The 23,186-nt window shown below is 52.9% G+C and carries 19 protein-coding genes; 10 read left to right on the top strand and 9 right to left on the bottom strand.

Going from position 1 to position 23,186, the window contains the following annotated elements:
- Positions 1 to 133: 133 nt before the first annotated feature.
- From J5067_RS19390 to J5067_RS19365, 6 genes are all read right to left on the bottom strand, one after another.
- On the bottom strand, positions 134 to 1,165 hold the full coding sequence (locus J5067_RS19390; protein WP_264645353.1) for an ABC transporter substrate-binding protein: 1,032 nt from the start codon (positions 1,163 to 1,165) through the stop codon (positions 134 to 136).
- Positions 1,166 to 1,195: 30 nt separating this feature from the next.
- Complete coding sequence (gene uhpC / locus J5067_RS19385; RefSeq protein WP_264651809.1) at positions 1,196 to 2,518, bottom strand: MFS transporter family glucose-6-phosphate receptor UhpC; 1,323 nt, start codon at positions 2,516 to 2,518, stop codon at positions 1,196 to 1,198.
- A gap of 100 nt (positions 2,519 to 2,618) precedes the next feature.
- Positions 2,619 to 4,145 (bottom strand): MASE1 domain-containing protein, encoded by a 1,527-nt coding sequence (locus tag J5067_RS19380; protein WP_264645355.1) that lies wholly within the window; start codon positions 4,143 to 4,145, stop codon positions 2,619 to 2,621.
- Between the two features lie 7 nt (positions 4,146 to 4,152).
- Positions 4,153 to 4,782, bottom strand: coding sequence for a response regulator transcription factor (locus J5067_RS19375; protein WP_264625972.1), 630 nt, complete (start codon positions 4,780 to 4,782; stop codon positions 4,153 to 4,155).
- 111 nt (positions 4,783 to 4,893) lie between these two features.
- Positions 4,894 to 5,292 (bottom strand): rhodanese-like domain-containing protein, encoded by a 399-nt coding sequence (locus tag J5067_RS19370; protein WP_264651808.1) that lies wholly within the window; start codon positions 5,290 to 5,292, stop codon positions 4,894 to 4,896.
- 95 nt (positions 5,293 to 5,387) lie between these two features.
- The gene (locus J5067_RS19365; protein ID WP_264651807.1) at positions 5,388 to 6,899 is read right to left on the bottom strand and encodes a PLP-dependent aminotransferase family protein; all 1,512 of its coding nucleotides are present in this window, start codon (positions 6,897 to 6,899) and stop codon (positions 5,388 to 5,390) included.
- Positions 6,900 to 7,023: 124 nt separating this feature from the next.
- Here J5067_RS19365 and J5067_RS19360 point away from each other — a divergent pair, with 124 nt between their 5' ends.
- Genes J5067_RS19360 through J5067_RS19350 form a run of 3 tightly spaced genes read left to right on the top strand, consistent with a single transcriptional unit; the run spans position 7,024 to position 10,124 of the window.
- Complete coding sequence (locus tag J5067_RS19360) at positions 7,024 to 7,845, top strand: YggS family pyridoxal phosphate-dependent enzyme (protein WP_264651806.1); 822 nt, start codon at positions 7,024 to 7,026, stop codon at positions 7,843 to 7,845.
- 56 nt (positions 7,846 to 7,901) lie between these two features.
- A complete protein-coding gene (gene glyA, locus J5067_RS19355; protein WP_264651805.1) occupies positions 7,902 to 9,173 on the top strand; it encodes a serine hydroxymethyltransferase in 1,272 nt (423 codons plus the stop codon).
- Between the two features lie 3 nt (positions 9,174 to 9,176).
- Positions 9,177 to 10,124 carry a LysR family transcriptional regulator gene (locus J5067_RS19350; RefSeq protein ID WP_264651804.1) on the top strand — a complete coding sequence of 316 codons (948 nt, stop codon included), beginning with the start codon at positions 9,177 to 9,179 and terminating at the stop codon, positions 10,122 to 10,124.
- On the opposite strand, the gene J5067_RS19345 is transcribed toward J5067_RS19350, so the two are convergent.
- Both J5067_RS19345 and J5067_RS19340 read right to left on the bottom strand, forming a co-directional pair.
- Positions 10,121 to 12,121, bottom strand: a complete 2,001-nt coding sequence (locus J5067_RS19345; protein ID WP_264651803.1) for a TonB-dependent copper receptor — start codon at positions 12,119 to 12,121, stop codon at positions 10,121 to 10,123. The two genes, J5067_RS19350 and J5067_RS19345, sit on opposite strands and share 4 nt — an antisense overlap.
- Before the next feature lie 206 nt (positions 12,122 to 12,327).
- Positions 12,328 to 12,723: a DUF2946 domain-containing protein gene (locus tag J5067_RS19340; protein WP_264651802.1), complete on the bottom strand. Its 396-nt coding sequence runs from the start codon at positions 12,721 to 12,723 to the stop codon at positions 12,328 to 12,330.
- Between the two features lie 178 nt (positions 12,724 to 12,901).
- On the opposite strand from J5067_RS19340, the gene J5067_RS19335 reads away from it, so the two are divergent.
- From J5067_RS19335 to J5067_RS19305, 7 genes are all read left to right on the top strand, one after another.
- Positions 12,902 to 13,591 (top strand): TetR/AcrR family transcriptional regulator, encoded by a 690-nt coding sequence (locus tag J5067_RS19335; protein ID WP_264651801.1) that lies wholly within the window; start codon positions 12,902 to 12,904, stop codon positions 13,589 to 13,591.
- Positions 13,592 to 13,794: 203 nt separating this feature from the next.
- Positions 13,795 to 14,775 (top strand): MDR family oxidoreductase, encoded by a 981-nt coding sequence (locus J5067_RS19330; RefSeq protein WP_264651800.1) that lies wholly within the window; start codon positions 13,795 to 13,797, stop codon positions 14,773 to 14,775.
- A 408-nt stretch (positions 14,776 to 15,183) separates the two neighbouring features.
- On the top strand, positions 15,184 to 16,137 hold the full coding sequence (locus tag J5067_RS19325) for a hydroxyacid dehydrogenase (RefSeq protein WP_264627735.1): 954 nt from the start codon (positions 15,184 to 15,186) through the stop codon (positions 16,135 to 16,137).
- Positions 16,138 to 16,147: 10 nt separating this feature from the next.
- The gene (locus tag J5067_RS19320; RefSeq protein WP_264645365.1) at positions 16,148 to 16,846 is read left to right on the top strand and encodes an RraA family protein; all 699 of its coding nucleotides are present in this window, start codon (positions 16,148 to 16,150) and stop codon (positions 16,844 to 16,846) included.
- Positions 16,847 to 16,920: 74 nt separating this feature from the next.
- Positions 16,921 to 18,315, top strand: coding sequence for an anion permease (locus J5067_RS19315; protein ID WP_264645366.1), 1,395 nt, complete (start codon positions 16,921 to 16,923; stop codon positions 18,313 to 18,315).
- Positions 18,316 to 18,329: 14 nt separating this feature from the next.
- On the top strand, positions 18,330 to 19,493 hold the full coding sequence (locus tag J5067_RS19310) for a metallo-dependent hydrolase (protein ID WP_264645367.1): 1,164 nt from the start codon (positions 18,330 to 18,332) through the stop codon (positions 19,491 to 19,493).
- A 146-nt stretch (positions 19,494 to 19,639) separates the two neighbouring features.
- Complete coding sequence (locus tag J5067_RS19305) at positions 19,640 to 21,523, top strand: sigma 54-interacting transcriptional regulator (RefSeq protein WP_264627587.1); 1,884 nt, start codon at positions 19,640 to 19,642, stop codon at positions 21,521 to 21,523.
- Between the two features lie 102 nt (positions 21,524 to 21,625).
- Here J5067_RS19305 and J5067_RS19300 read toward each other — a convergent pair whose 3' ends face one another.
- Entirely contained in the window at positions 21,626 to 23,107 is a 1,482-nt protein-coding gene (locus J5067_RS19300) for a hypothetical protein (protein WP_264627586.1), read from the bottom strand.
- Positions 23,108 to 23,186 lie beyond the last annotated feature (79 nt).

The following is a 23,186-nucleotide window of genomic DNA, read 5'->3' as shown; positions in this document are numbered from 1 at the left end:
TCCCACAGAAAGAAAGCGTTTCGTCTGTACGAGATTCCCGCCTGCGCGAGAATGACGGAAGGTATACGGGAATAACCGTATTCGCGTCAGTCTGTCAGCAATCTGTGCCCCGGCTTATGCCGGGGCGGTGGGCTTATTTGCCCATCTTGACTTCATTCACCCATTTGGTGATAAGCGCTTTACGCACATCTTCTGCGCCGTATTTATCCATGTCGTAATTGATCAATTTCAGCTCTTCGAGCTTGAGCGACAGCGGTGATGCTTCGGCCTTGGTGTTGGTCAGGATCTGGTAGGACTGGCCCTTTTGCCAGGAGAGTTCTTGTGCTTCTTTGGACAGCGCCCAATCGACAAACAACTTGGCGTTTTCCAGGTTACGCGCATTTTTCAGGATGCTGACGCCGCCCACTTCATAGCCGGTGCCTTCGCACGGTGATACCAGTTGCAGCGGTGCGCCATTCTCTTTTTCCTGTGAATAATCGTGCAGGAAGCCGATGCCGATAGCGCTTTCGCCACGGGCGGCGTTACGTGCCGGGGCAATACCCGACTTGGTGTACTGCGACACGTTGGCATTGAGTTTTTTCAGGTAATCAAAGGCCTGATCTTCACCCCACAGCTGCGAGAAAGTCGCCAGTGCGGTGTAGGCGGTGCCGGAACTTTGCGGATCGGCAATCTGGATTTCCCCTTTGTACCTGGGGTCGATGAGGTCTTTCCAGCATTGCGGTACCGGCAGGTTTTTCTCTTTCAAACGCTCAGTGTTGACGCCAAAGCCGAGAATCCCGATGTAGACCGCGGAGGAGTAATTGCCTTTGCGTTTCGCCGGATCGCGGAACTGCGGCATGATATTGGCCAATTCAGGGGAGACATAAGGTTGCAGCAGATCCATCTCACCGGCCTGCGATTGCGGATCGAGCGTGCCGCCGTACCAGACATCGGCCTGCGGGTTACGTTTTTCCGCTTCTACCTTCGCCAGCGTACTGCCAGAACCGTTGCGGATAAAGGAGGTTTGCACGTCATACTTTTCACCAAACGCTTTGGTTTCTGCTTCACAGAAAGCGTTGGTGGCACTGCAATACACCACGAGGCGGCCTTTGGCTTGTGCCGCACTGGACAGCGTGGCCGCTGCGATCCCGGTAACGATAAGGGCAGAGAGAAGAGAAAGTTTCATAATGCTTCCTTATTATCAGTGGTAAAAGCGTCAGGACGGGCCTGAAGCGTTTGGCCCCCGAGACGGATGCATTTGCGATCGACTGGTGCCCGCCATCATCAACGGCATCAGCAACAGCCCGACACAGGCTGCCGCCAGTGTCAGTAAGGCAAAGAAACCGGACCAGCCGTAGAATTGCATCCACTGTGCCAGCGGCCACCCTGCCAATGCGGCCCCAAGATAAGCGAACAGGCCAAGAAATCCGGTAACGGTTCCTGCGGCTTCCTTATGGGCGTACTCCGTGGCCGCCAGACCGATAAGCATCTGAGGGCCAAAAACAAAAAAGCCGATACTGAAAAAATTCACCGCCAGCAGAGCATAATGGTGAATTGGCACCAGCCAGATGGCGGTTACGCTGAGAAATAAGCCCAGCGAAAACAGCAATATCATCGGCGCACGCTGGCCGCGAAACAGCAGGTCTGAGCCCCATCCGGCAAACAGCGCCCCGAACAATCCCCCTAATTCGAACAGCATCACCGTGACATTGGCGCTGAGAAGCTGAACGCCGTGACTCTCCGTCAGCCACAAATTGCCCCAGTCATTCAGTGCGATGCGAATCAGGTACACCAGCACGTAAGAGAGCGCGAGGATCCAGATAATGCCGTTACGCAAAATGGTGCGGTTCAGCATTTGCCCCAGACGCATGGGCGGACTCTGTTGCTCCTGTCGCAACTCCAGCGGATCGCGCCGCCACTGGCCCACGGTGGGCAGCCCTTCTTCTTGCGGCGTGCCGCACAGTTGGCGGCAAAGTATGGCGCCCAGCACAATCGCTATCGCACCCGGTATCAGCAGTGCGGCTTGCCATCCCTGACTGGCGGCCAGTGCGCCGGAAAGCAGAGGAACCGCAGCACCGCCGATATTGATCGAGGTGTTCCAACATCCCCACCACAGCCCGCGCTCATTACGCGAATACCAGTGGGTCAGTAGCCTGGCACAGGGGGGCCATCCCCACCCTTGAAAGAACCCGTTCAACGTCCAGACCAACAGCAGCGCGGGCAGGGAGGCGCTGAACGCGAATGCGATATTCAGCACACCGGTCATCAGCAGGCCGACGCCCATAAACCAGCGTGCGCCTATGCGGTCATGCACCATGCCGGACACAAATTTTGAACCGCCATACGCCAGATAAAACAGCGTACCAAGCAAACCGATATCCGCTTTATCCAGCCCCAGCTCCACCTGCATGACGGGCATGGCGAAGGTGACACTGCGCCGGGTGAGATAAAACGCGGCGTAACCCACCACCATGGAAATCAGCAAACGTCCGCGCCAGTAGCGGTAGTGCGCGCTGATACTGATAGGGTCTGCGCTCATGAGGTTCTCCAGCGGTTGAAGGGAGTGTAGGAAAGCCGTGCCGTCAGTGGATGAGATAAGGTAGTAACCCGATAGGAATTATTCTTAGTTCAAGCCCCCTTTAAGGCAAATTTGTGGGCAACTTAACAATTATGCGTGTTCCTTTACGTCGTTGTAACATCCATTCGCCGCCCAGCGCATGCACGCGTTCTTCAATGCCGCGTAAGCCGAAGCCTTCCTGTACCTGTTCCGGTATGCCAATGCCGTTGTCTTTGACTTCCAACATCAGCATGCCGGGCAGCGGCGTCAGGCGAACGCGCACCCGGCGAGCATTGGCATGTTTGCTGATGTTATTGAGCAGTTCCTGCACCAATCGATAAAGGGTAAACACCACGGTATCGTCGGTTGGCGGCTGCGGTAGGCGATAATCGAGCCGGAAATCGATGCCGCGTTGCGCGAAAGCGAACTCATCCGCCAGATGATGTAGCGCCTTTTCCAATGACATCTCGTTTAGCACCGGTGGGCGCAACTGACGTAGCAGCTGGCGTGTGGTGTGGTGCACGCGTTGTGCCAATTGGGTAATTTGCGCAGCCGCCTGCGTGGTCAGCAACGGCTCTGGTCGACGGGTAATCATCGCCGCTTGTATCTGAATCGCCGTGATGTTTTGCCCGATGTCATCATGCAACTCGCGCGCGATGTCCTTACGGATCTCTTCTTCGGTGGAGACCAGGCGCTGCATCAACTGGCGTCGCCGATTCAGCTCTTGCTCCAGGCGCTGGCGATAGCGGTTCAGGCGCTGGGCGAGCTGTTGTTGACGGCTGATGGCGATACCTAGGCCAATGCCGAGCAGCGCCTGCGTGGAGAGAAACAGCTCCAGTTCGATAATGTCATGAAATGCGCCGCTCATCTGACGGGTGATGGTAATCAGCAAGCTGCCCAGTATTGCCGCCAGCACCCCGCCTTGCCAGCCAAAGGCATAGGCCATCACCACGTTAGGCAGAAACACCACAATCAGCAGTAAGCGCTCGACATCCGGCGACAACGAGATTTGCACACCTACCGCCAGTGAGAAAAACAGCGAACACCACACCAGCAGCGAGGTACGTAACGGCGGATTGGAGAGGTTTTGTGCCAGCAGATTTTGTAAATGCTGTTGCTTGAGATACTCGTAGATCAGGTAGATAAACGGGATCAGCAGCACGCCACCGGTCAGGCTTGCCAGCAGCGTATGGGTGAGCGGCGAAGGCAAACCGGCACCGGGCAGTGCCATTTGCAACAGGCTGTTGAGAGACACCGCGATCAGCAACAGCAACAGCCGCTGCCAGTATAACGTGTAGCGATGCCATTGGCTGTGGGTCAGCCAGGCGGGCAGCAGGCTGACCCACACCGATACCAGAATAACCCACTGGGTTTGCAACTGCTGGGTGTGCAGCCAGAACAGCAGGGCGGTTTCCACCCCAATGATCACGGGCCAGTAACGGCGGGTTAGCAGAATCAGCAACGCCAGACGTAGCCCCTGGGGCAATAACAATGCCGCCTGCTGGCCGTTATCATTGAGGTAGAAGCTGATGGTCCACAGCGCCAGCCAGCTCAAGCCATAAAACAGCGCCAGAAACAGCATCAATCCGCAGCGCCGTAGTGCAGACATGGCGGTATTACGCTTTATTGATCAGGTGGTGTTGCAAGGCGAAGTGCACCAGCTCAATGGTGGATTCGCATTGCAGCTTGCCAAGCACGTTGGCACGGTGCACGTGCACGGTTTTATGGCTCAGCGCCAGCCGCTCGGCAATGGCTTTAACGCTGACACCCGCCACCAGCAGATCGAACACCTCGCGCTCGCGCGGGGTTAATTCATGCAAGGCATCTGACTTTTGCGGCGGATGGCGCAGGGCGCGCATTGCATCGGCGCACAGGTAGGTGCCGCCCGCGTGCACCGCGCGTAGCGCCTGCACCAGCTCTTCCGGACCACAGCGTTTGGTGAGATAACCGCGTGCGCCCGCATCCAACGCGCTTTGCACAAACGCCGAGGTGTCATAAATGCTGAGGATAATGGCGCGAAAATCCGGGCGTTTTTGCCGCAAACGTGCCAGCAGGTTCAGCCCGCTCTCGTCGGGCATATCAATATCCATCACCGCCACATCGATATTCATGCGCAACAGTGATGACCAGGCGCTGGCGGCCGAGGCATATTGCCCGACCACCTGCATATCAGGCTCGAGTGAAAGCAATTGGGCAAAACCGGAACGCACCACTACGTGGTCGTCAATCAAGGCTACATTAATCATGTTGCTGTAACACTCATGAAAACTTTCTGCATCATGCGCAGGAAAAAATGGTTACAGCAACCAGCAATCGATATTTTGTTGGGGGGTTAACACTATTTTCCGGACGATGGGTCAGCAGCCACACTGCAAAGGGCGCTTTGCCTGCCCCTGACTGCCTTCAGTGGGGTAGCCATCCCGTTTCCACCAGTCCAGCCCGCCAACCAATTCTTTGACTTCGAACCCCAGCATTAGCAGCTTGAGCGCGGTTTGCGTCGAACCATTGCAACCCATACCGTCGCAGTAGCAAATGTAGAGCGCCGATTTGTCCAATGCCGTGGTGGTATCGAACGAGAGCGCCCGATGGGGCAGATTGACGGCTCCGGGAATATGTTCGATCTGATAATAGCTGTGCTGCCGACCATCGACCACCACCAGGTTCTTGCCTTGCTGGCGCGCCGTGTGCAGATCGGCGGCGTCCATTTCAAACGTCAATTTTTGCTGGTAGTAGTTGATTTGCTCAGTGATGGACATGATTTTCCCTTGGTTTAACCTGACGTAGCCCAACGGGTGCGCAGAGACGCCCTTGCCGTAAACGAGAAAATAGCAGGTCTGTTAATGCGGTAAATTCAATTGTTTTTCAGGCATATGAAGTTTTTTTTGAGGACGTTTGCCAACGTCTTCACCGCGATCTCCAGTTCATAGGGCGTGTGGGCGGCGAACCCCATCAGAAAGCCGGTGCGGTGTTGATGCAAGGCGGAGAGTGTCGAGAGTCCGAGCAGGTCAACACCCGCCTGACGGGCACACTCAACCGCCTCACGTTCGGGGATATCGCGGATAAACACGCAGGGCATTTGCATGCCGCCGCTGGGCACCAACGGCTCCACGACATCGGCCAGATGTTGTCGCACCAGCCGGGCCAACACATCGCGACGTTCGGCATACAGCAGGCGCATGGTGCGCACGTGGGCACCAAAGTGACCATCTTCGATAAAGCGCGCCAGTGTGAGCTGGGGGATGGGGGCGCTGTGGCCGTCCAGCAGGGTGCGGGCCACGGTCATGGGGGCCACCAGCGATGGCGGCAGCACCATATAGCCGATACGCAGGCCGGGAAACAGGGATTTGGTGAAGGTGCCGATGTAGATCGTGCGTTCGTGCAGGTCCAGTCCCTGTACGCAGGCAGTGGGTTTACCCGCATAGTGGAACTCGCTGTCATAGTCGTCCTCGATGATCCAGCTGTGGTGTTGTCTGGCCCACTCAATGACGGCCAGTCGTCTATCCAGAGACAGCGTGGCGCCGGAAGGAAACTGGTGCGACGGTGTCAGAAACACCGCTCTGGGCGGAACTTCCGATGCGGCCGCGGCGGTAAACAGCTGGTCCACTCTTACCCCATCGGCATCCAGCGGTACCGGCACGCTGATGAGGCCTGCCGCATCGAACGCTTTGCGCGCGCCGTGATAGGCCGGGTCTTCGAGGAGGATTTTGTCGCCCACATCAAGCAAGACCTGGGCACACAGCGTCAATGCCTGTTGGGAACTGGTGAGCACCAGCACCCGCTCGGGCGTTGCGCGTGCGCCGCGCTCCAGATTAACATGGTTGGCAATGGCCCGGCGCAGAGGCTCCATACCCTGCGGTGGGCTGTGCAGCAACGCCCGCGTGCCATATTCTTTCAGTACCTGCCGTTCCAGACGTTCCCAGACGGCGAGTGGGAAACTGCGCGTTTCCGGCACGCCCGGTGCAAAAGGGCGAGAGATAAGAAAGTCGCGCACGCCACCGCCCTGAAACATGGCGCTACCACGCTGGCTGAGGCGCGGGGTCTCGCTATCCGCCTGCGCACGACGAGGTTTGCCGCGCCCCGGTAAACGCCGTGTGCGTTCAGAGACAAAGCTGCCACTGCCCACTCGCCGCTCAATGAAACCCTCCGCGTGCAACTGCCCATAAGCCGATTCGATGGTGTCGCGGGAAACGCCCAGCGACGTCGCTAACGCGCGCGATGCGGGCAATGGCTTGCCCACATCCAAAACGCCATCAAGGATCAACTGGCGCACCGCCCGCTGTATGCGCACGTGCAGCGGCAGGGCGCGCTGTGCCGGATCGCCGATCCAGGCTTTAACCGACTCAAGCTGAGCATGTTTAAACAATTGGTCTGTCTCTGTTCGGGTAATTGGCAGGGTTAATCAGGCCATTTTAGCGCTATAAATAATGGGTACAACCGCTACGTGCTACAACCCGTTTGTTTCCTTTTTCAGGAGTTAACGTCAGGCCATGTCATCTTCTACTTCACGCGCATCGCTTCCTGAGAGCACACAGACCCATCACGATCGCCACGGCCTTTATCCTGAGGCCACGACCGTTGAGGATTTCCGACACAATCTGGCGGCGGTGCAGGCGCGTATCGCGGCGGCCTGTCAGCGCGTGGGGCGCGATCCGGCCACGGTGCGCCTGCTGCCGGTCAGCAAGACCAAACCCGAAAGCAACCTGCGACTGGCGTATGCGGCGGGTTGCCGCATGCTGGGCGAAAACAAGGTACAGGAAGCGATGGGGAAATGGGAGGCCATGCAGGATCTGAGCGATTTGCAATGGTCGGTTATCGGCCATTTGCAAACCAATAAGGCTCGGCTGGTGGCGCGTTTCGCCAGCGAGTTTCAGGCGCTGGACAGCCTGAAACTCGCCGAAGCGCTGGATCGCCGTCTGCAACATGAAGGACGTTCGCTGGATGTGTTTGTGCAGGTCAACACCTCCGGTGAAGTCAGCAAATATGGCCTCGCGCCCGAGAGCGTAGCGGAATTTATTCAGGCATTGCCTGCTTTCACGGCATTGCGGGTGCGTGGGTTGATGACGCTGGCGCGCTTTTCCAGTGAGGCGGAACGCGTACGCGAGTGCTTTGTGCTATTGCGCACCCTGCGCGATCAATTGCGGCAGAGTGCTCCCGCAATGATTGAGCTGGATGCGCTATCGATGGGGATGTCGGGTGATTTTGAGATAGCCATCGAAGAGGGGGCCACCGTGGTGCGCGTCGGGCAGGCCATCTTCGGCGCGCGTGCGCTGCCTGACAGCCATTACTGGCCTGGCGAGCCATCGCAATAATACCCATTTGCCATCGATGCATTGAATACCACTATTTTAATTGAGAGGACCTTGCCATGTATGACGCTTCCCTTACCCTGACCGATGTCGATCCTGAACTGGCGGATGCCATCCTGAATGAAGAACGCCGCCAAGAGGAGCACGTCGAGCTGATTGCTTCTGAGAACTATGCCAGCCCGTTGGTGATGGCTATCCAGAATTCCGTGTTCACCAACAAATACGCCGAAGGTTACCCTGGCAAGCGCTATTACAGCGGCTGTGAGTTTGTTGATGTGGCGGAGCGTTTAGCCATTGAGCGCGCGAAAGCACTGTTCGACTGCGATTATGCCAATGTGCAGCCTCACGCGGGGGCTCAGGCCAATGCGGCGGTGTTTCTGGCGCTCACCAATCCCGGTGATACCGTAATGGGCATGAACCTGGCGCAGGGGGGACACCTGACGCACGGCAATCCGTCCAACTTCTCGGGCCGTCACTACAAGATTGTGCCTTACGGGCTCGATCCTGAGACCGGGCTTATCGACTATGACGAGATGGAGCGTATTGCGCTGGAAACCCGTCCGAAAATGTTGATCGGGGGCTTTTCTGCCTATTCGCGCTACAAAGACTGGGCGCGGATGCGTGCCATCGCCGATAAAGTCGGGGCGGTGTTTTGGGTGGATATGGCCCATGTTGCCGGTCTGGTCGCGGCAGGGGAATACCCCAATCCGTTGCCCTATGCTCACGTGGTAACCAGTACCACCCATAAAACCCTGCGCGGCCCGCGTGGCGGCATCATCCTCGCCAAAGGGCAAAGTGAGGATTTCTACAAAAAGCTCAATGCTGCCGTATTCCCCGGTATTCAGGGCGGGCCGTTGATGCACGTGATTGCTGCCAAGGCCGTGGCTTTCAAGGAGGCGCTGCGTCCTGAGTTTACTACCTACCAGCGTCAGGTGGTGACCAATGCCCGCGCTATGGCGGTGGTGCTGCAACAGCGTGGTTACAAGATTGTCTCGGGCGGTACGGATAACCACCTGATGCTGATTGACCTTTCCGATCGCGCTTACACGGGCAAAGACGCCGATGCGGCGCTGGGTGATGCCTATATCACCGTGAATAAAAATACCGTGCCTAACGATCCCCGTTCGCCGTTTGTCACCTCCGGGCTGCGCATTGGCACACCGGCAGTCACCACGCGCGGTTTTGGCGTCACCGAGTGCGAGCGACTGGCCGGCTGGCTGTGTGATGTACTGGATGCGTTGCAACACGATGAAAGCGCGCAGAGGACGGTGCGCGATCGGGTTCGTAAGCAGGTGGTAGATCTGTGCTGTTGCCATCCGGTGTACCGGTAGTCGATGCACACCCTACGCTGCGTTGAAAAGGATAACGACGACTGCTATAACGAGAGAATCAAGGCGGTCGGGTGGCGTATGGACAGCAAGGTACTGAAGCACTTTTTAAAAATCGTCCAGTTAGGTTCGCTGACGGCGGCGGCCGATGACGCCTGTCTGACGGTTCAGGCGCTGGCGGCGCAAATCAAAAAACTGGAACAACACATGGGTCTGCGGTTGCTTAACCGCACCAACAAGGGCGTGTCGCTGACCCCGGAGGGTCAGCAGATGCTGCCAGAAATCACCGCGATGGTCAGAACGGCGGAGCAACTGCAACGCAAGGTCGATCAGTTGCGCCAGCATGCGCCAACGACGTTACACATCGCGCTGAACAGCACGTTTTCGCTGGATATTAATCACTGCATCATGAACTTTATGATGGATACGCTGCGCGGTTACCGCATCGTATTCAGCAGTTCTGAATCACCGGAAAACCTGACCAAACTGGCCAATGGCGATGCCGATATGGCAGTGGTAATTGGTTGTCCGGCGCACTGTGATGACCCTATGTGCTTGATTGATGCACTGAAGGTGTCGATCGTGGCCGCGATGGCGCCGGGCACCCTGCTGGCACAGGCACCGTTGATCAAACCGGTGGCGGAGTGCGCTTATGCCCGTGTCTTCGATCGCTTTGTTGCCCTGCATCAGCCGTGGGTGCAGGGGAAAGCGGTTTACGATTCCGGCAGTGAACAAGTCAGTATGTCATTAATGAAAAGCCGGGGCGGTGTGGGTATGGTGTCGCAAGCGATCGCTGATGCGCACCAACTGACGGTGGTACCGGATTTCAGGGATGCGCTGGATGTGTATCTGGTAATGAAAAATCCCTTACTCTCTGAGCAAGATATCGCGGCGCTCAATGTGTTGCTCTCATTGCCGACGGCAAACGTGCCGCCGGCATCGGCATGGGTTTAGAACGTCACGTTAATTTTGCCCCAGAAGGTTCTTCCCGGCTCATTCATCGTGGTATTGGCGGAGTAGCCAAAGCTGCTGTTACCGGCCAGATTCAGGTGCTCGCTGTAGGCGGTGTTAAACAGGTTATCGACGCCTGCGCTGACCTTCACCTGCTCCGTCACCCTATACGCCAGATTGGCAGAGAAAATGGCGAAACCGCTGCTGCTGCCAAAATCTTTACCGACCACGTTGCCTTCATTAGCCGCTAACCGGTTCTGGCTGCTGACCAGCCGCAGCAAGCCGCCGCTGCTCCAGTTGCCGGATTCCCAGGAGAGCCCCAAGCGTGTTTCCAGCGGCGGGATTTGCGGCAGCGGACGACCGTTTGAACGGTTTTCGGCCCAGGAATACGCCAGACTGGCATCGGTTTTCCAATGGTCGGTCAACTGATAGCTCAAGCCGGTTTCGCCGCCCAGGGTGAGTGCGTTGACGTTATCCGCCTGGCTTATACGGGCATTGTTGGCATCGTAACGAAACAGAATAAAATCATTCACCCGACCCGCATAGGCAGAGACCCAACTGGTCAGGCGCTCTCCTTTGTATTGCGCGCCGATATCCAACTGGGTGGTTTTCTCCGTTTTCAGGTTATCGAAGGCGCTGGCGCTGCCTCCGGGGCCGCGTTTAGGCGAGAAAAGCTCCCAGTAATCAGGGAAACGCGTGGTGTAGCCTACGCCGGCATAGACCATCAACGGCAGCGAGGCGACGGAATGCTCCACGCGCAGGAAGCCAGCGGGCAGCGTGGCACTGCGGCTGGGTTGTTCTGCTGTGGTGAAGTTATCGACTTGCGCTCGATCCAGTCGGGTACCGACAATAACCTTGTTTTGTGCGCTGGCCTCCCAGGTCAGTTCACCGAACAGGCCATAATTGTGGAAACGGGCATCTTTATCCCAACGGCCGTTGTCCAAACTGCGGTGGGTATTCAACTGGGTATCAACACCGGTTTGCAACTGGTAATCCTGCCACAGCCAGGTGGTCATCATCCTGCCGCCGACGGTGCGGCGATCCAGACGCATCGCCATCGCCGCCATCGGCATAGACATACCGCCCATCGACATGCTGCCCGGCGTACGCAAACTGAAGTTATCCATCACATGGTCGGCATAGTTGTAATAGGCGCTGGCTTCGAACTTATCGAGCAGGGTGCCAATGTTGCTCTTTTCAAAACGCAGGCCAAGGCTTTCGCGCTTGAACTGCGAGCCATCCATGCCGCGTCCCGCGTAGCGTGCTTCGCCATCGCCTTTGCCAGCGGAGAGTTCCAGCAGCGTATCTTTATCCGGTGTCCATCCCAGCGCGATATCGCTGTTCCACTTATCCCACTTTGAGGGCACGCGGCGGTTGTCTCCGTCCTTGTAGTCGTTGGCGCGGGATTTGTTTCCCGTCAACCGGAGATAGCCTTGCTCGTTGCCAACGCTGATATCCGCATTTTGATCCCAGCGGCGGTTGGAGGCGGCCAGCAGGCTGACATTTCCTTTGGCGCCCGCCTGCGTGAACCGAGGGGGGAGCCGCTCGAAGCGCAGCGTGCCCGCAGAGTTACCCGGTCCCCACAGCACGCTCTGTGGCCCCTTGATCAGCGTGAGCAAATCGTAACTTTCCGGCGAGATATAAGAGCTGGGGGCGTCCATACGCGCCGGGCAGGCACCGAGCATTTCACCATCGTTGGTAAGCAGCCGCAAACGCGATCCGAACATGCCGCGAAACACCGGGTCACCGTTGGTGCCACCATTGCGAATTTGGCTAAAGCCGGGGATGGTTTTCAGGTAATCCGACCCATCGCTGGCCGGGACGGGCTGGCGCGGGGTTTTGGGGGAGGTCACAATGGTTAACGGCGAATAGACCGGGGCCGTCACCGTCATCACATCACCTTCATCATGCTGGTGTGTGCTTTTTTCGCTGGCCGTTGCCTGAAGCGGTAAGGTGCAAAACACCGCCAGTGATGTGGTTAACATTTTAGTTTTTTTCATTACTTTCACCTGTCTTCGATCGTGCGTATGAAAAACGCCACGATCGGGAGCCACCTGATCCCGGTGGATAAAAAGGGTATGTCGTTGCGAAAGGCGGATGTGCATTTCGAACGGGATGACATCTCCCCGGCCCATCAGCGCGAGCGTTACGGGCACGACGTGTCCACGGTGTTAATCCGATAACCGGTTACTGTGGAAAGGGAAATTTACGCTGTGAGTGACAGATGAAGGCGTGGCGGTGCGCGCGGAAGATGCGTGGTATCAAGCGGGGGACAACGCGGAGGCAGAACGCGGGGTAGCGGCGGTGCCCGTGCTAACAGCACCGTCAGCCACACCATAGGGATGAATAGGCCGACGACAAAGGGCACATGCACCAGCAGTTCACAGTAGCCGCAGGCAAACCCTTGTTGCTGCATCATGGCGGCGTGATCGTGTGCCGCAGGCGCTGTGCTGTGATGATTCATCGCCATTTCGTGGGTTTGCGGTAACGGCATCCGCTCGGCGCGCCCCTTGGATATCACCGGAGCGACAAACAGCAGTAACACCGCCAGTAATGCCAGGCAGGCTGCGCTTTTTTGTGTCGTTGCGTGTGAAACGATCATCGGGCCAGAGAAACCAGAGTGGAAACAGAGGCGTAGTTTATCGCAGGAATATTGATGAGAATGAGAAATATTATCTTATATTATCGATTTCTTGCTTTATGTCATACTTGGTTAAACCTTGCCGTATCAGACAGAGTCCCGCTGCGCCCTGCCATAGTGAAATGATGGTCATGGGTGTATGATTTTAGCCGTTGGATCTCAGGAGGCTGATGTGAGTACGGATATTGCGCCACGCGGCAGAGGTCGGCCGCCAAAAACCGATGCGAGCTATAAAGACACGCGCGAAGTGCTGATTCGCAGCGGGTTGGCATTGCTGACGCAAAACGGCTTTCTCTCCACCGGCATTGATGCCATCGTGAAAAACGGCGGTGTTCCCAAAGGTTCTTTTTATTACTATTTTGAAAATAAAGAGGATTATGGGCGCACGGTGCTCGCGTCCTATGACAGCTTCTTTCAACATAAGCTGAATAAATTCCTGTCGGATGCCTCCGTAATGCCGATGAAACGCCTCAGCCATTTTGTGGCGGATGCAGGCCAAGGCATGCAGAAATACGCCTTCACCCGGGGTTGTCTGGTGGGGAATCTGATGCAGGAAACGCCCGGATTGCCCGATGCGTTCAGAGGGCAGTTGCAGCAGATTCTCAATGCATGGCAAGGGCTGGTGGAAACCTGTTTGCGGGCGGCACTGATCGCGGGCGAAATCCGCACGACGACGCCACCCGAGCAGGTGGCGGAGATGTTCTGGAGCGGTTGGGAAGGGGCGGTGATGAGAGCCAAGCTGTACCAATCCACGCAACCGCTGAATGAATTCTGGTACTTCTTTTCCCATGCCCTCGGTTATCGCTCGGATGATGAAATATCGCGCTGACAGCCGCGTGCTTTTCACCGCCGTGAAATTGATAAATAACAAACTTTTCTCACTCTTCAATGCCGGTTGTGGCGCTTCGCTTGAAACGCAATGTGATGACAGTTACCGTGGTATTAATTTATAGACGATCGGTCAATAATTAATGTGGTGAATTTTACGGCTGCGTTCCCCCGGCGGGCGAACGATACGGAGACGAGGTTTATATGTTCAATGCAATCGTGATCGACAAGGTTGAAGGCAATTATCATGCGGCACTGGTGACACAAGAGGAAAGTGCATTGCCGGAAGGTGATGTAACGGTCGCCATCGACTACTCCTCCATCAATTACAAGGATGCGCTGGCCATCACGGGGCGCGGTCCTATCGTGCGTAAATTCCCGATGGTGCCCGGCATTGATTTTGCTGGCACAGTGATAGAAAGCGTTAACCCAGCGTACAAAGCCGGTGACAAGGTGCTGTTGACCGGATGGGGCGTTGGGGAAAAACACTGGGGCGGCCTGGCGGGTAAGGCGCGGGTGAGCGCTGAGTGGTTGGCACCGTTGCCACAGGGTTCAGACGCCAGGCATGTGATGGCGATTGGTACGGCTGGGTTTACCGCGATGCTCTGCGTCGAGGCGGTGTTACACCACGGAGTGAAACCGGAGGACGGTCCGGTGCTGGTGACCGGTGCCAGCGGCGGCGTAGGCAGCTGTGCGGCATTGATTCTGGCGCAGTTGGGTTATCAGGTGGTGGCTTCCACGGGCCGCCCGGCAGAGGCTGACTGGCTGCGCAACGAGGTGGGCGTGAGTGAGGTTATCGATCGTGCCGAGTTGAGTGCACCGGGTAAACCGCTGCAAAAAGAGCGCTGGGTGGCGGCGGTGGATACCGTGGGCAGCCATACGCTGGCGAACGTGTGTGCCAGCATTCAGTACGGCGGTATCGTTGCCGCCTGTGGCATGGCGCAAGGGCTGGATCTCCCGGCAAGCGTTGCGCCGTTTATCCTGCGCAACGTCGCCTTGCAAGGTATCGACAGCGTGATGGTCAGTACGGAGAAACGCCCGGCGCTGTGGGAAAAAGCCTGCAAATACCTGCCGATGGCAAAACTGGCTGCGTTAACCACGGAGTATCCGCTGACGCAGGCCATTGATGTTGCCGAAGCGCTGTTAGCGGGCAAAGTGCGGGGCCGTGCCGTGATCAAGTGCTGATAGCCAGTGATTTTCGACCCGCCTGATCCTGGGCGGGTTATCTCTTTTTCCCTTTCTCTCGCTTTCGTCGTGAATCGTCCTGTTTTGCATCTCGTTGTATCCTCCCGCTGAAAATAAATAGCGCCTAGCCAACCCGTCAGGTTTTTTTGAATGTGCAGCACGCGAAAAATACTGTGATGCAGCAATGATATTATGTTTAAAAATGAAATTCATGATTTTCAATTTGAAATATTGACGTGTTTTATACCCGATGAAAATGTGAATAACATCACTTTGTCGTGGACGCTGTAAAAACAGATAAAAATATAAAGTTATATTTTTCAATGAATTGAATTTTGATTTTTATGATGTTCTGTTTCTGGCATGGCATGTGCTCTTAAAGGGGAAACCCACACAGGAGATTGTTACATGTCGTATAAGATTTTACTTCCGCAAGAAATCATGCGGGAAGGAAGAGAATATCTCGAAAGCCGCGGCTATCAACTTATTGATGGTTCAGGGATGGAAGAAGCGGATATCATCCGCGATATTGCTGATTGCGATGGCATTATTGTTCGCTTGTCTAAAATGTCGGATCGCGTATTTGACGCTGCCAAAAAACTGAAAGTTGTCGCACGACATGGCGCTGGCTATGACACTGTCGATTTAGAATCCGCAAAACGCCACGGTGTCACCGTACTGAATGCGCCAGTGGCGAATAGCATGTCGGTCGCTGAATTAGCGATATTTTATATGCTGCACTGCTCGCGTAATTTTAAACTGGTTGAAGAAAAAATGCTCAGTGAATATTACTGGGCAAAATTGCGTACGCCGAAAGTCGAACTTGATGGTAAAACGCTGGGCCTGGTCGGTGTCGGTAATATTGGTTCTCGCGTTGCCCTGAAGGCATTACATGGCTTCAACATGAACGTTATTGCCTACGATCCGTATAAAACACAGGAACAAATGCCGGAAGGCGTTGAATTGACCAATGACTTCGATCGTATTTTCCAAGAGAGCGATTTTGTTTCACTGCATTGTCCGGCAACCGCAGAAACGTTCGATTTTGTTGGTGAAAAACAGTTCTCAATGATGAAACCTACCGCGTATTTCATTAATACCGCACGCGGAAAATTGGTTGATGAAAAAGCGCTATACCACGCGTTATCCACTCAGCGTATTGCAGGTGCGGGGGTTGATGTATTAAAGAAAGAGCCGTTCGATCCCGAAGACCCGATTTTTACATTAAGCAATATCGTTATTGCTCCACATATTGGTGCTGCAACAAAAGAAGCAACCGATCGCGCATCGCTGCATTCCGCCATCGGTGTGGATGAAGTGCTGTCTGGCAAAAAACCATCCTGGCCGGTACCGGGATTTTAAGGAGAATAACGTGTCTATTGGTAATCGTATTTTTACCCAACGCCCTGCTTTCGATATTGAACTGCTGCAACATTACGAACAACTGCCTGCGGCAAATATCGCTGATACCATGAATAGAATTGCGGTGCTGGGTAATGGCATCAAACGTATTTCTTCGCCGAAAAAGCCGATTATGGCGGGTTATGCCATCACCGTGAAGGTGCGCGCTGGCGATAACTTAATGCTGCATGCCGCGCTGGATATGGCCTCAGAGCATGATGTGATTGTTGTCTCCAATGAAGGCGACCGCTCGCGCGCGCTGATGGGAGAGATCATGGTGGCCTATGCGCACTGCACCAAGAAAATCGCCGGTATCGTGCTCGATGGGCCGATCCGTGATGTTGACGCGCTTTCCGTGCTCGACTTTCCTCTGTTTGCTACCGGTTCTAACCCCGCCGGGCCTTTCAAAGAAGGACCGGGCGAAGTGAATACCCCGATTGCGGTGGGTGGCGTGGCGGTGTGTCCTGGCGATCTTATCGTGGGTGATGCCGATGGCGTCATTGTTATTCCGCTGAAAGATGCTGCCACCCTGTTGGATAAAGCCAAAGAGTACTCAAAATTCGATGCGAGCAAAGTGGATGCCGCCAAAAATGGCACGGCGAATCGCGCATGGGTGAAAAAATCGTTGGAAGCCAAAGGCGTTGAGTTTATCAACGACATCTTTCGTTAATTCCTTCTAATAAATAAAAGCCACACGGACGGGGTATCTGGCCGCGTGGCTTTATAAGTAAAGGTATTGTTACTATGCTTTATCTTAAACTCTTGCCCATTATATTTTTCCCCGTCTTGTTTTGGGTAATACCGCACCCAACCGGCGTCTCAGCAGACACCTGGCATATGGTGGGTATTTATTTGGCCATGCTGTGTGGATTGGTACTACGCCCATTTACCGATTCCGTCATTATGCTGATTATTCTTGGCTTTGCATCATTGGTTATTTCCCCTGGCCCGCTGTTTGCCGGATTCGGCAGCCCAATGGTGTGGTTTATTATCAGCGCCTTTATTATCTGTAAGGCATTCGTTATTACCGGGCTAGGTAAACGTATTGCCTATATGTTATTAAAGCGATATGGCAAAAATACCCTGACGCTCGGCTATTTGATGATGGTAACGGATACCATTCTTGCGCCAGCTACCGGCTCGAATATGTCCCGCTCAGGGGGGATCACCTACCCTATTTTCAGAAACATTGCCGAAGCGCTGGGTTCAACACCTGAAGCCGGAAGTCGTAAAATTGGTGCCTACCTGACCATTCTGATGTACGTGGTTTCCATGGGAACCTCGAGCCTGTTTTTAACCGGTATGGCGACTAACTCCATTACCGTGTCTCTTGCCAATGAGATAATGAAGGTCAATCTCGAATGGATGGTGTGGTTCAAAGCGGCGGTAGTTCCTGCCGGTCTGGTGCTGGTATTGGCACCCTGGATTCTCTATAAGATTTATGCACCAGAATTAAAGATCATTGCCAACGTTAATGAGATTGCTGAAAAAGGATTGGCGGAGTTAGGCCCGGTAAAACGTGAAGAAAAGCTGCTGATTGTCTTCTTTATTCTGGGGGTACTGGGATGGATGACGGGATCGGTGACCGGTATTGATTTTATCCCGGTCGGCCTGGCCTTTTTGGCGTGTTTGCTGCTGTTTCGTGTGCTGACGTGGAATGACGTTGTCAGCGAGAAGTCTGCCTGGCAAACCTTTGTCTGGTACGGTGCCTTCTATGGCTGTGCGGTGGCGCTGTCAAAAGGCGGTTTCTATGTGTATCTGGTTGATGTCATAAAGAATTACCTCGATCTCTCTCAGTTGAGTGAAATCGGCGCGCTGGCGACACTGGTGTTTATCAGCCTCGCGGTACGCTACTTTTTCGTCTCCAACAGTGCCTTTGTGGTGTCCTTCTATCCGGTGCTGTTTACGCTTGGCATGACGACGCAAGCGCATCCGATGTATGTGGCGCTTTCGCTGGCGTTCTCTGCCGGTTATGGCGCATTGCTGACGCATTATGGTAACGGTGCAGGCGTATTCACCTTTTCAAGCGGCTATGTTCCACAAAAAACCTTCTGGCTACTAGGCACCATCATGGTTCTGGTCAACGTGCTGGTGTTTTTCCTGATTGGTATTCCTTACTGGAAATTTATCGGTATCTAATGCGTGAGGCGAAAATGAAACTCGATGTTTTAATTAAAAACGGTTTAGTCGTTGACCTCGACAACAATAACTATGTTAACCGTAATATTGGCATTGTTGGCAACCGTATCGTCGATATAGAGGATGCTGATGCAGCGCATACGGAGACGGTGATTGATGCCGCAGGCTGTATGGTTTTGCCCGGGCTGATTGATTTTCACGCTCATGTCTATCAGGGGGGCACGGCAATCAGCGTTAACCCGGATGTTATTTGCTTACCTAATGGTGTCACCAGCGTGGTTGATGCCGGAAGCAGTGGTTGGGTTAATTACGCCAATTTCCGCCAAACGGTTATCAATCCGTCGATGGTAAAAATCAAAAGTTACCTCAACGTGGTTAACGTTGGTCTGGCGACGTTGGGCGGGGGGCCGACCGGTTACCTTGAGAATACCAACCCGGCGAATTACAACATCGAGCGAATCGCACAGACGCTGGCGGAGTATAAAGATAATATTCTTGGTCTGAAGCTACGCTACAGTCAGGATATCGCTCGCGGAAAAAATTACAGCGCCGATCCCTTTCTGACCACGGTAGATCTGGTCAGAAAGTTAGAGACTACGCTGTGTGTGCATGTTACCGACTCACTGCTGGCAGCCGATGAGCTTATTGGGCACTTTAGAAAAGACGATATCTACGCCCACTGTTTCCACGGAACCGGTAACTCTATTCTCGACGCACATGGTGAGGTGTATGCCTCGATAAAAGAAGCGCAAACCAGAGGCGTCATTTTTGACTGTTCAAATGGCGTCGCCCATTTCGATTTTGCCGTTGCCAGTAATGCCATGGAGCAAGGTTTCTATCCTGATATCATCAGTACCGATTTGACACAGAGAAATAGTCTGCGCACGGATAAAGTGTTTAGCTTGTTATTTATTATGTCGAAATACCTGAATATGGGCATGTCTTTCTTCGATGTACTCCGCGCGGTGACACAAACGCCTGCCCGGCTGATGAAAATGTCGGGAGACATTGGGACATTACAACCAGGCGCATTTGCGGATATTGCTATTGTTAAATTACGTAAGCAGGCAATCACATTTGAAGATACGCGTGGAATTAAAGTAGAAGGCGACCGCTATATCGATAATTGTGCAACGATATGTAAAGGGCAGATTGTTTATCGCCGTCACACTTTCTGAGTGAGATGCCATCAATGCTGATAAGCCCCGGTACAGAACAAGAATGTACTGGGGCTTTGGCTGTCCGCAGTCGCTCTTTAATAGATTGATTTGCAAGTGCGTAACGATATAATTATCGGTAATATTCTACAACCCGCAGGCCGAACATGCCAAATAACGATATCGTCATATTTTCAGTGTCGAATACCATTACACAGCGAATTTCAAATGTATTAATTGAGCGAAATATCGAGATTCCGGTGTATGAGTTTCATTACTCAGATGTCGTTGATAAAGCACAGGGGTTGATCAACGGCGGCACTAAAATCATTATTAGTCGTGGTGGTACTGCAGCACTGTTAAGAAGCAGCGTGACTATTCCTGTTATTGAAATTGCTCATGATTTTCACGGTATTTATCGCAGCTTACAGGAAGCAAAAGACAGAACGGAAAAAATTGCGGTAGTCGGGTTCCCTCAATTCTGTAACGTTTTACGTCATTATCAGACAATGACCGGTGAAGAGTTTAAAATCTGCCAGGTTTATAATCATAATGATATTGAGCATGTGATTAAAAATCTGGCTGCAAATGAGTATAAACTGGTAATTGGTGGCCTGACCGTGGCCGAAATGGCAAAAAAATACGGTCTCAAGGTCATCATGGGAGACACCGATAATATCTCCATTGAACAAGCCCTTAACGAAGCATTCAGTTTGCTTAAGTATATTAATAAGGAGAGCATGAAGCTCTCTATGTCCTATGCTGCGCTGAATCAATCCCGTGAAGGTATCATGTGTATCGACCAGTCCGGGGAAGTCATTAATATCAACGCAAAAGGCATGGGGTTATTTCGTTGTAGCATCGGTGATAAAATTTTCCAAAAAGAGGCCTATAAAGGCATTTTTGGTAGCATTATTAATGAAATTAACGTCAAGGAACAGCTGTTAGACATTGATGGTGACGTGATTCACGCCAGCATCAAGCACGTGACGCACAAGCAATATGTTTACACCATTATCAGCGGATTCAAACAAGATAGTGCTCTGGCCGCGTCTGCCCGGGGTGGGAAAAAATCAGAGGTGAAGGGGTTTTGTGCGGCTTACTCGTTCTCCGATATTGTGGGCGAGTCAGCAGCGATACGTGAGGCGATTAACCGCGCGAAAGTGTATGCCAGCCACGATCTCCCTGTGTTTATTTTTGGCGCAACGGGTACGGGGAAAGAGCTGTTTGCTCAAAGTATTCATAATGCCAGTGAACGCAAAAATGCCCCGTTCATTGCCATAAACTGTGCCGCCATTCCTGAAGGGATCCTGGAAAGCGAACTGTTTGGCTATGTCGAAGGGGCATTCACCAATGCACGTCGTGGGGGAAAGGCGGGTATATTTGAAATGGCGATGAACGGCACGGTTTTTATTGATGAAATCAGCGAAGCGCCTTTATCGGTTCAGATTAAATTGCTCAGAATATTGCAAGAGAAACAATTTTCGCGACTGGGTGGCGACACGCTACTCGCGGTGGATTTCCGACTGATCACTGCCAGCAATAAACCCTTAGCTGATTTGGTGACATCAGGCGATTTTCGGCAAGATCTCTATTATCGCATCAATGTGTTGGATCTGGCGCTTCCTGCGTTACGGGAACGAACTGGCGATGTCATGCTAATTATCAAGGATCTGTTATTTCGTTATGGACGAGAAATGGCGTTTACCGATCGCGCCGTAGCCTTTTTAAACCACTATTCCTGGCCGGGTAACGTGCGGGAACTTCATGCGGCGATTCACCGATTGATTGTGCTGTTTGATAAGGATGTTGTCGATAAGGAAGACATCCACAGCGTCTGTAAAATTACAGCGCCCTGGCAGGGGGATGGAAACCCTGTGCAACCCTCTAGCGTGAAGAGCGATGATATTGATTTGCTGAAAAAACAAGAAAAAAGGCTGATTTCCGACGTTATTACCCTGACTGAGGGCGACAGAGTGAAGGCCTCTGTCATGCTAGGCATTAGTCAAACGACGCTCTGGCGTAAAATTAAAGCGTATCAGCTTGTTTAACGTTGTGTTAATTCCCCCCGAAAACCTGCTGGGGATAGGCATGTAAATTGCCATATCCCTTGGGTGGTGCAGCCTTTCTCTGCCCGAGTCTTATCGCTCCCCCTATTTACTCCCGTGGTCGTGAGGAGAACGCATTGCGGTGCCCTGTTCGCTACGATCTCCTCGGCCTTGCTCATCAGCATAGCTGTCAAGGTTAAACTGTCGGATAACACTGAGCCGTTGTTCTAATTTCTCCATGTTTAATGCTGCCCTGAAGGCTTTTATTTTTTTCAACCTGTACTCTATTTCCCTGTTTTTATCTTGCTCAGTAACCGGTGACGCCCCAGGCGGTTTTATTGCTTCCTCTATTTTCATTTTCTTACTTGTTGTTGCTTCATGACTGATATTATCCAGCGTGTGTTTAACTGCGTTTTTAGCGCGTATCGATGCCTCTTTATCTATTTGGTGCAGCATCATCATAGCTTGGTCAGGCGTTTTTACTGTTGCCAGATATTCTTCAATGTTTCGGTGGTTTATTCCAGGGGAGGTTAATGTCATGTCGCTCATTTTTTTTGTAAAATCACCGGCGAACACGGCTTGTTTTATCAATGTGTTTAGCTGATCGAAAAAAACGTTTTTGCTGATAGGTAATTGGCTCATCGTCACGTTGAGTGTGCTATCCTCTTCGTTAAATTCTTTTTCTGTAATGATGAATTTTATATCAGGGAGGAATAAAAATTCATTTTCTCTATCATCCATGATGTCTGATAAGTGTGCGCCAGAATAAGGTGTAATTTTCTCTATAGTATAAAGCACATTTATTTCTCCCTGCTCTAGCGCATCCTTATCACCGAGGAAAGAGTCAGCAACATCTTGATCGTCGGAAGTACTGAAGAAGATGGGTGAGGAAAAAATGTCACCCTCTTCAATATCCTCGAAATCCTCACTTTTCCTTACTTCCCCTCTGAACAAGGGAACGGCGTTGCTGAAATACTCATCATCATTGGCTTGCTTCATGGCCAAGTGATGTAGGGTTAATGCCAGTTGAGCAATGTGTGGCGGTCTGAGGGCTCCTGGCGCAAGGGCTAATAAGGTTTTATTGATATCTACATAGCCATCCTTACCGTAGTCATAAATTGAGAACAGATCAATGAAATGAAATTTCACATACAGTTTTTGCTTGTTAAATGAATCGATTAATTCATCCATATCCTCATCAGGGCCAGCAATTGATTTATTGAGATACTCTTCTGAGTAGATGTTTTTCAGTTGCAGAATAACCTGTTCCTTATCATCAATAGCGCCTGAAATCTTGTAAGAAGAATCTACAAAATTTCTCAGGTGTCTTAAGTGTTGTCCTTCAGCAATAGAAATATAACTCATTGAGCCTGCTGGCTTATAAGTTGGGGCCGCTGTTTCTTGTTCTTGGCTTCGAGTTAACGTTGCCGCATTGTTTGCAATAAGATTGAGATTTTCCGTGACGTTTCTGCAAGAGGAGCCCGGTTTGTTGTCTGTATATCGGCCATCTCGGGGATTATGTTGCTCTGTTTTCAGGGGGGAAGAGGGCGGCAGCGATGGGCTGTGACTCGGGATATGACTAAACATGGCGCATCCTTATGCAAAGTGCAGAACGAGCCTGTACTGAATGACATAATCCCTTTGATTTCTTTCAAAATTCAATTTT

This window comes from Candidatus Symbiopectobacterium sp. NZEC151, from assembly GCF_025962655.1.
In the GTDB taxonomy this organism is placed as follows: Bacteria; Pseudomonadota; Gammaproteobacteria; order Enterobacterales; family Enterobacteriaceae; genus Symbiopectobacterium.
The sequence above is the reverse complement of the archived record's forward strand: the minus strand, read 5'-3'. Positions and strand labels throughout refer to the sequence as shown.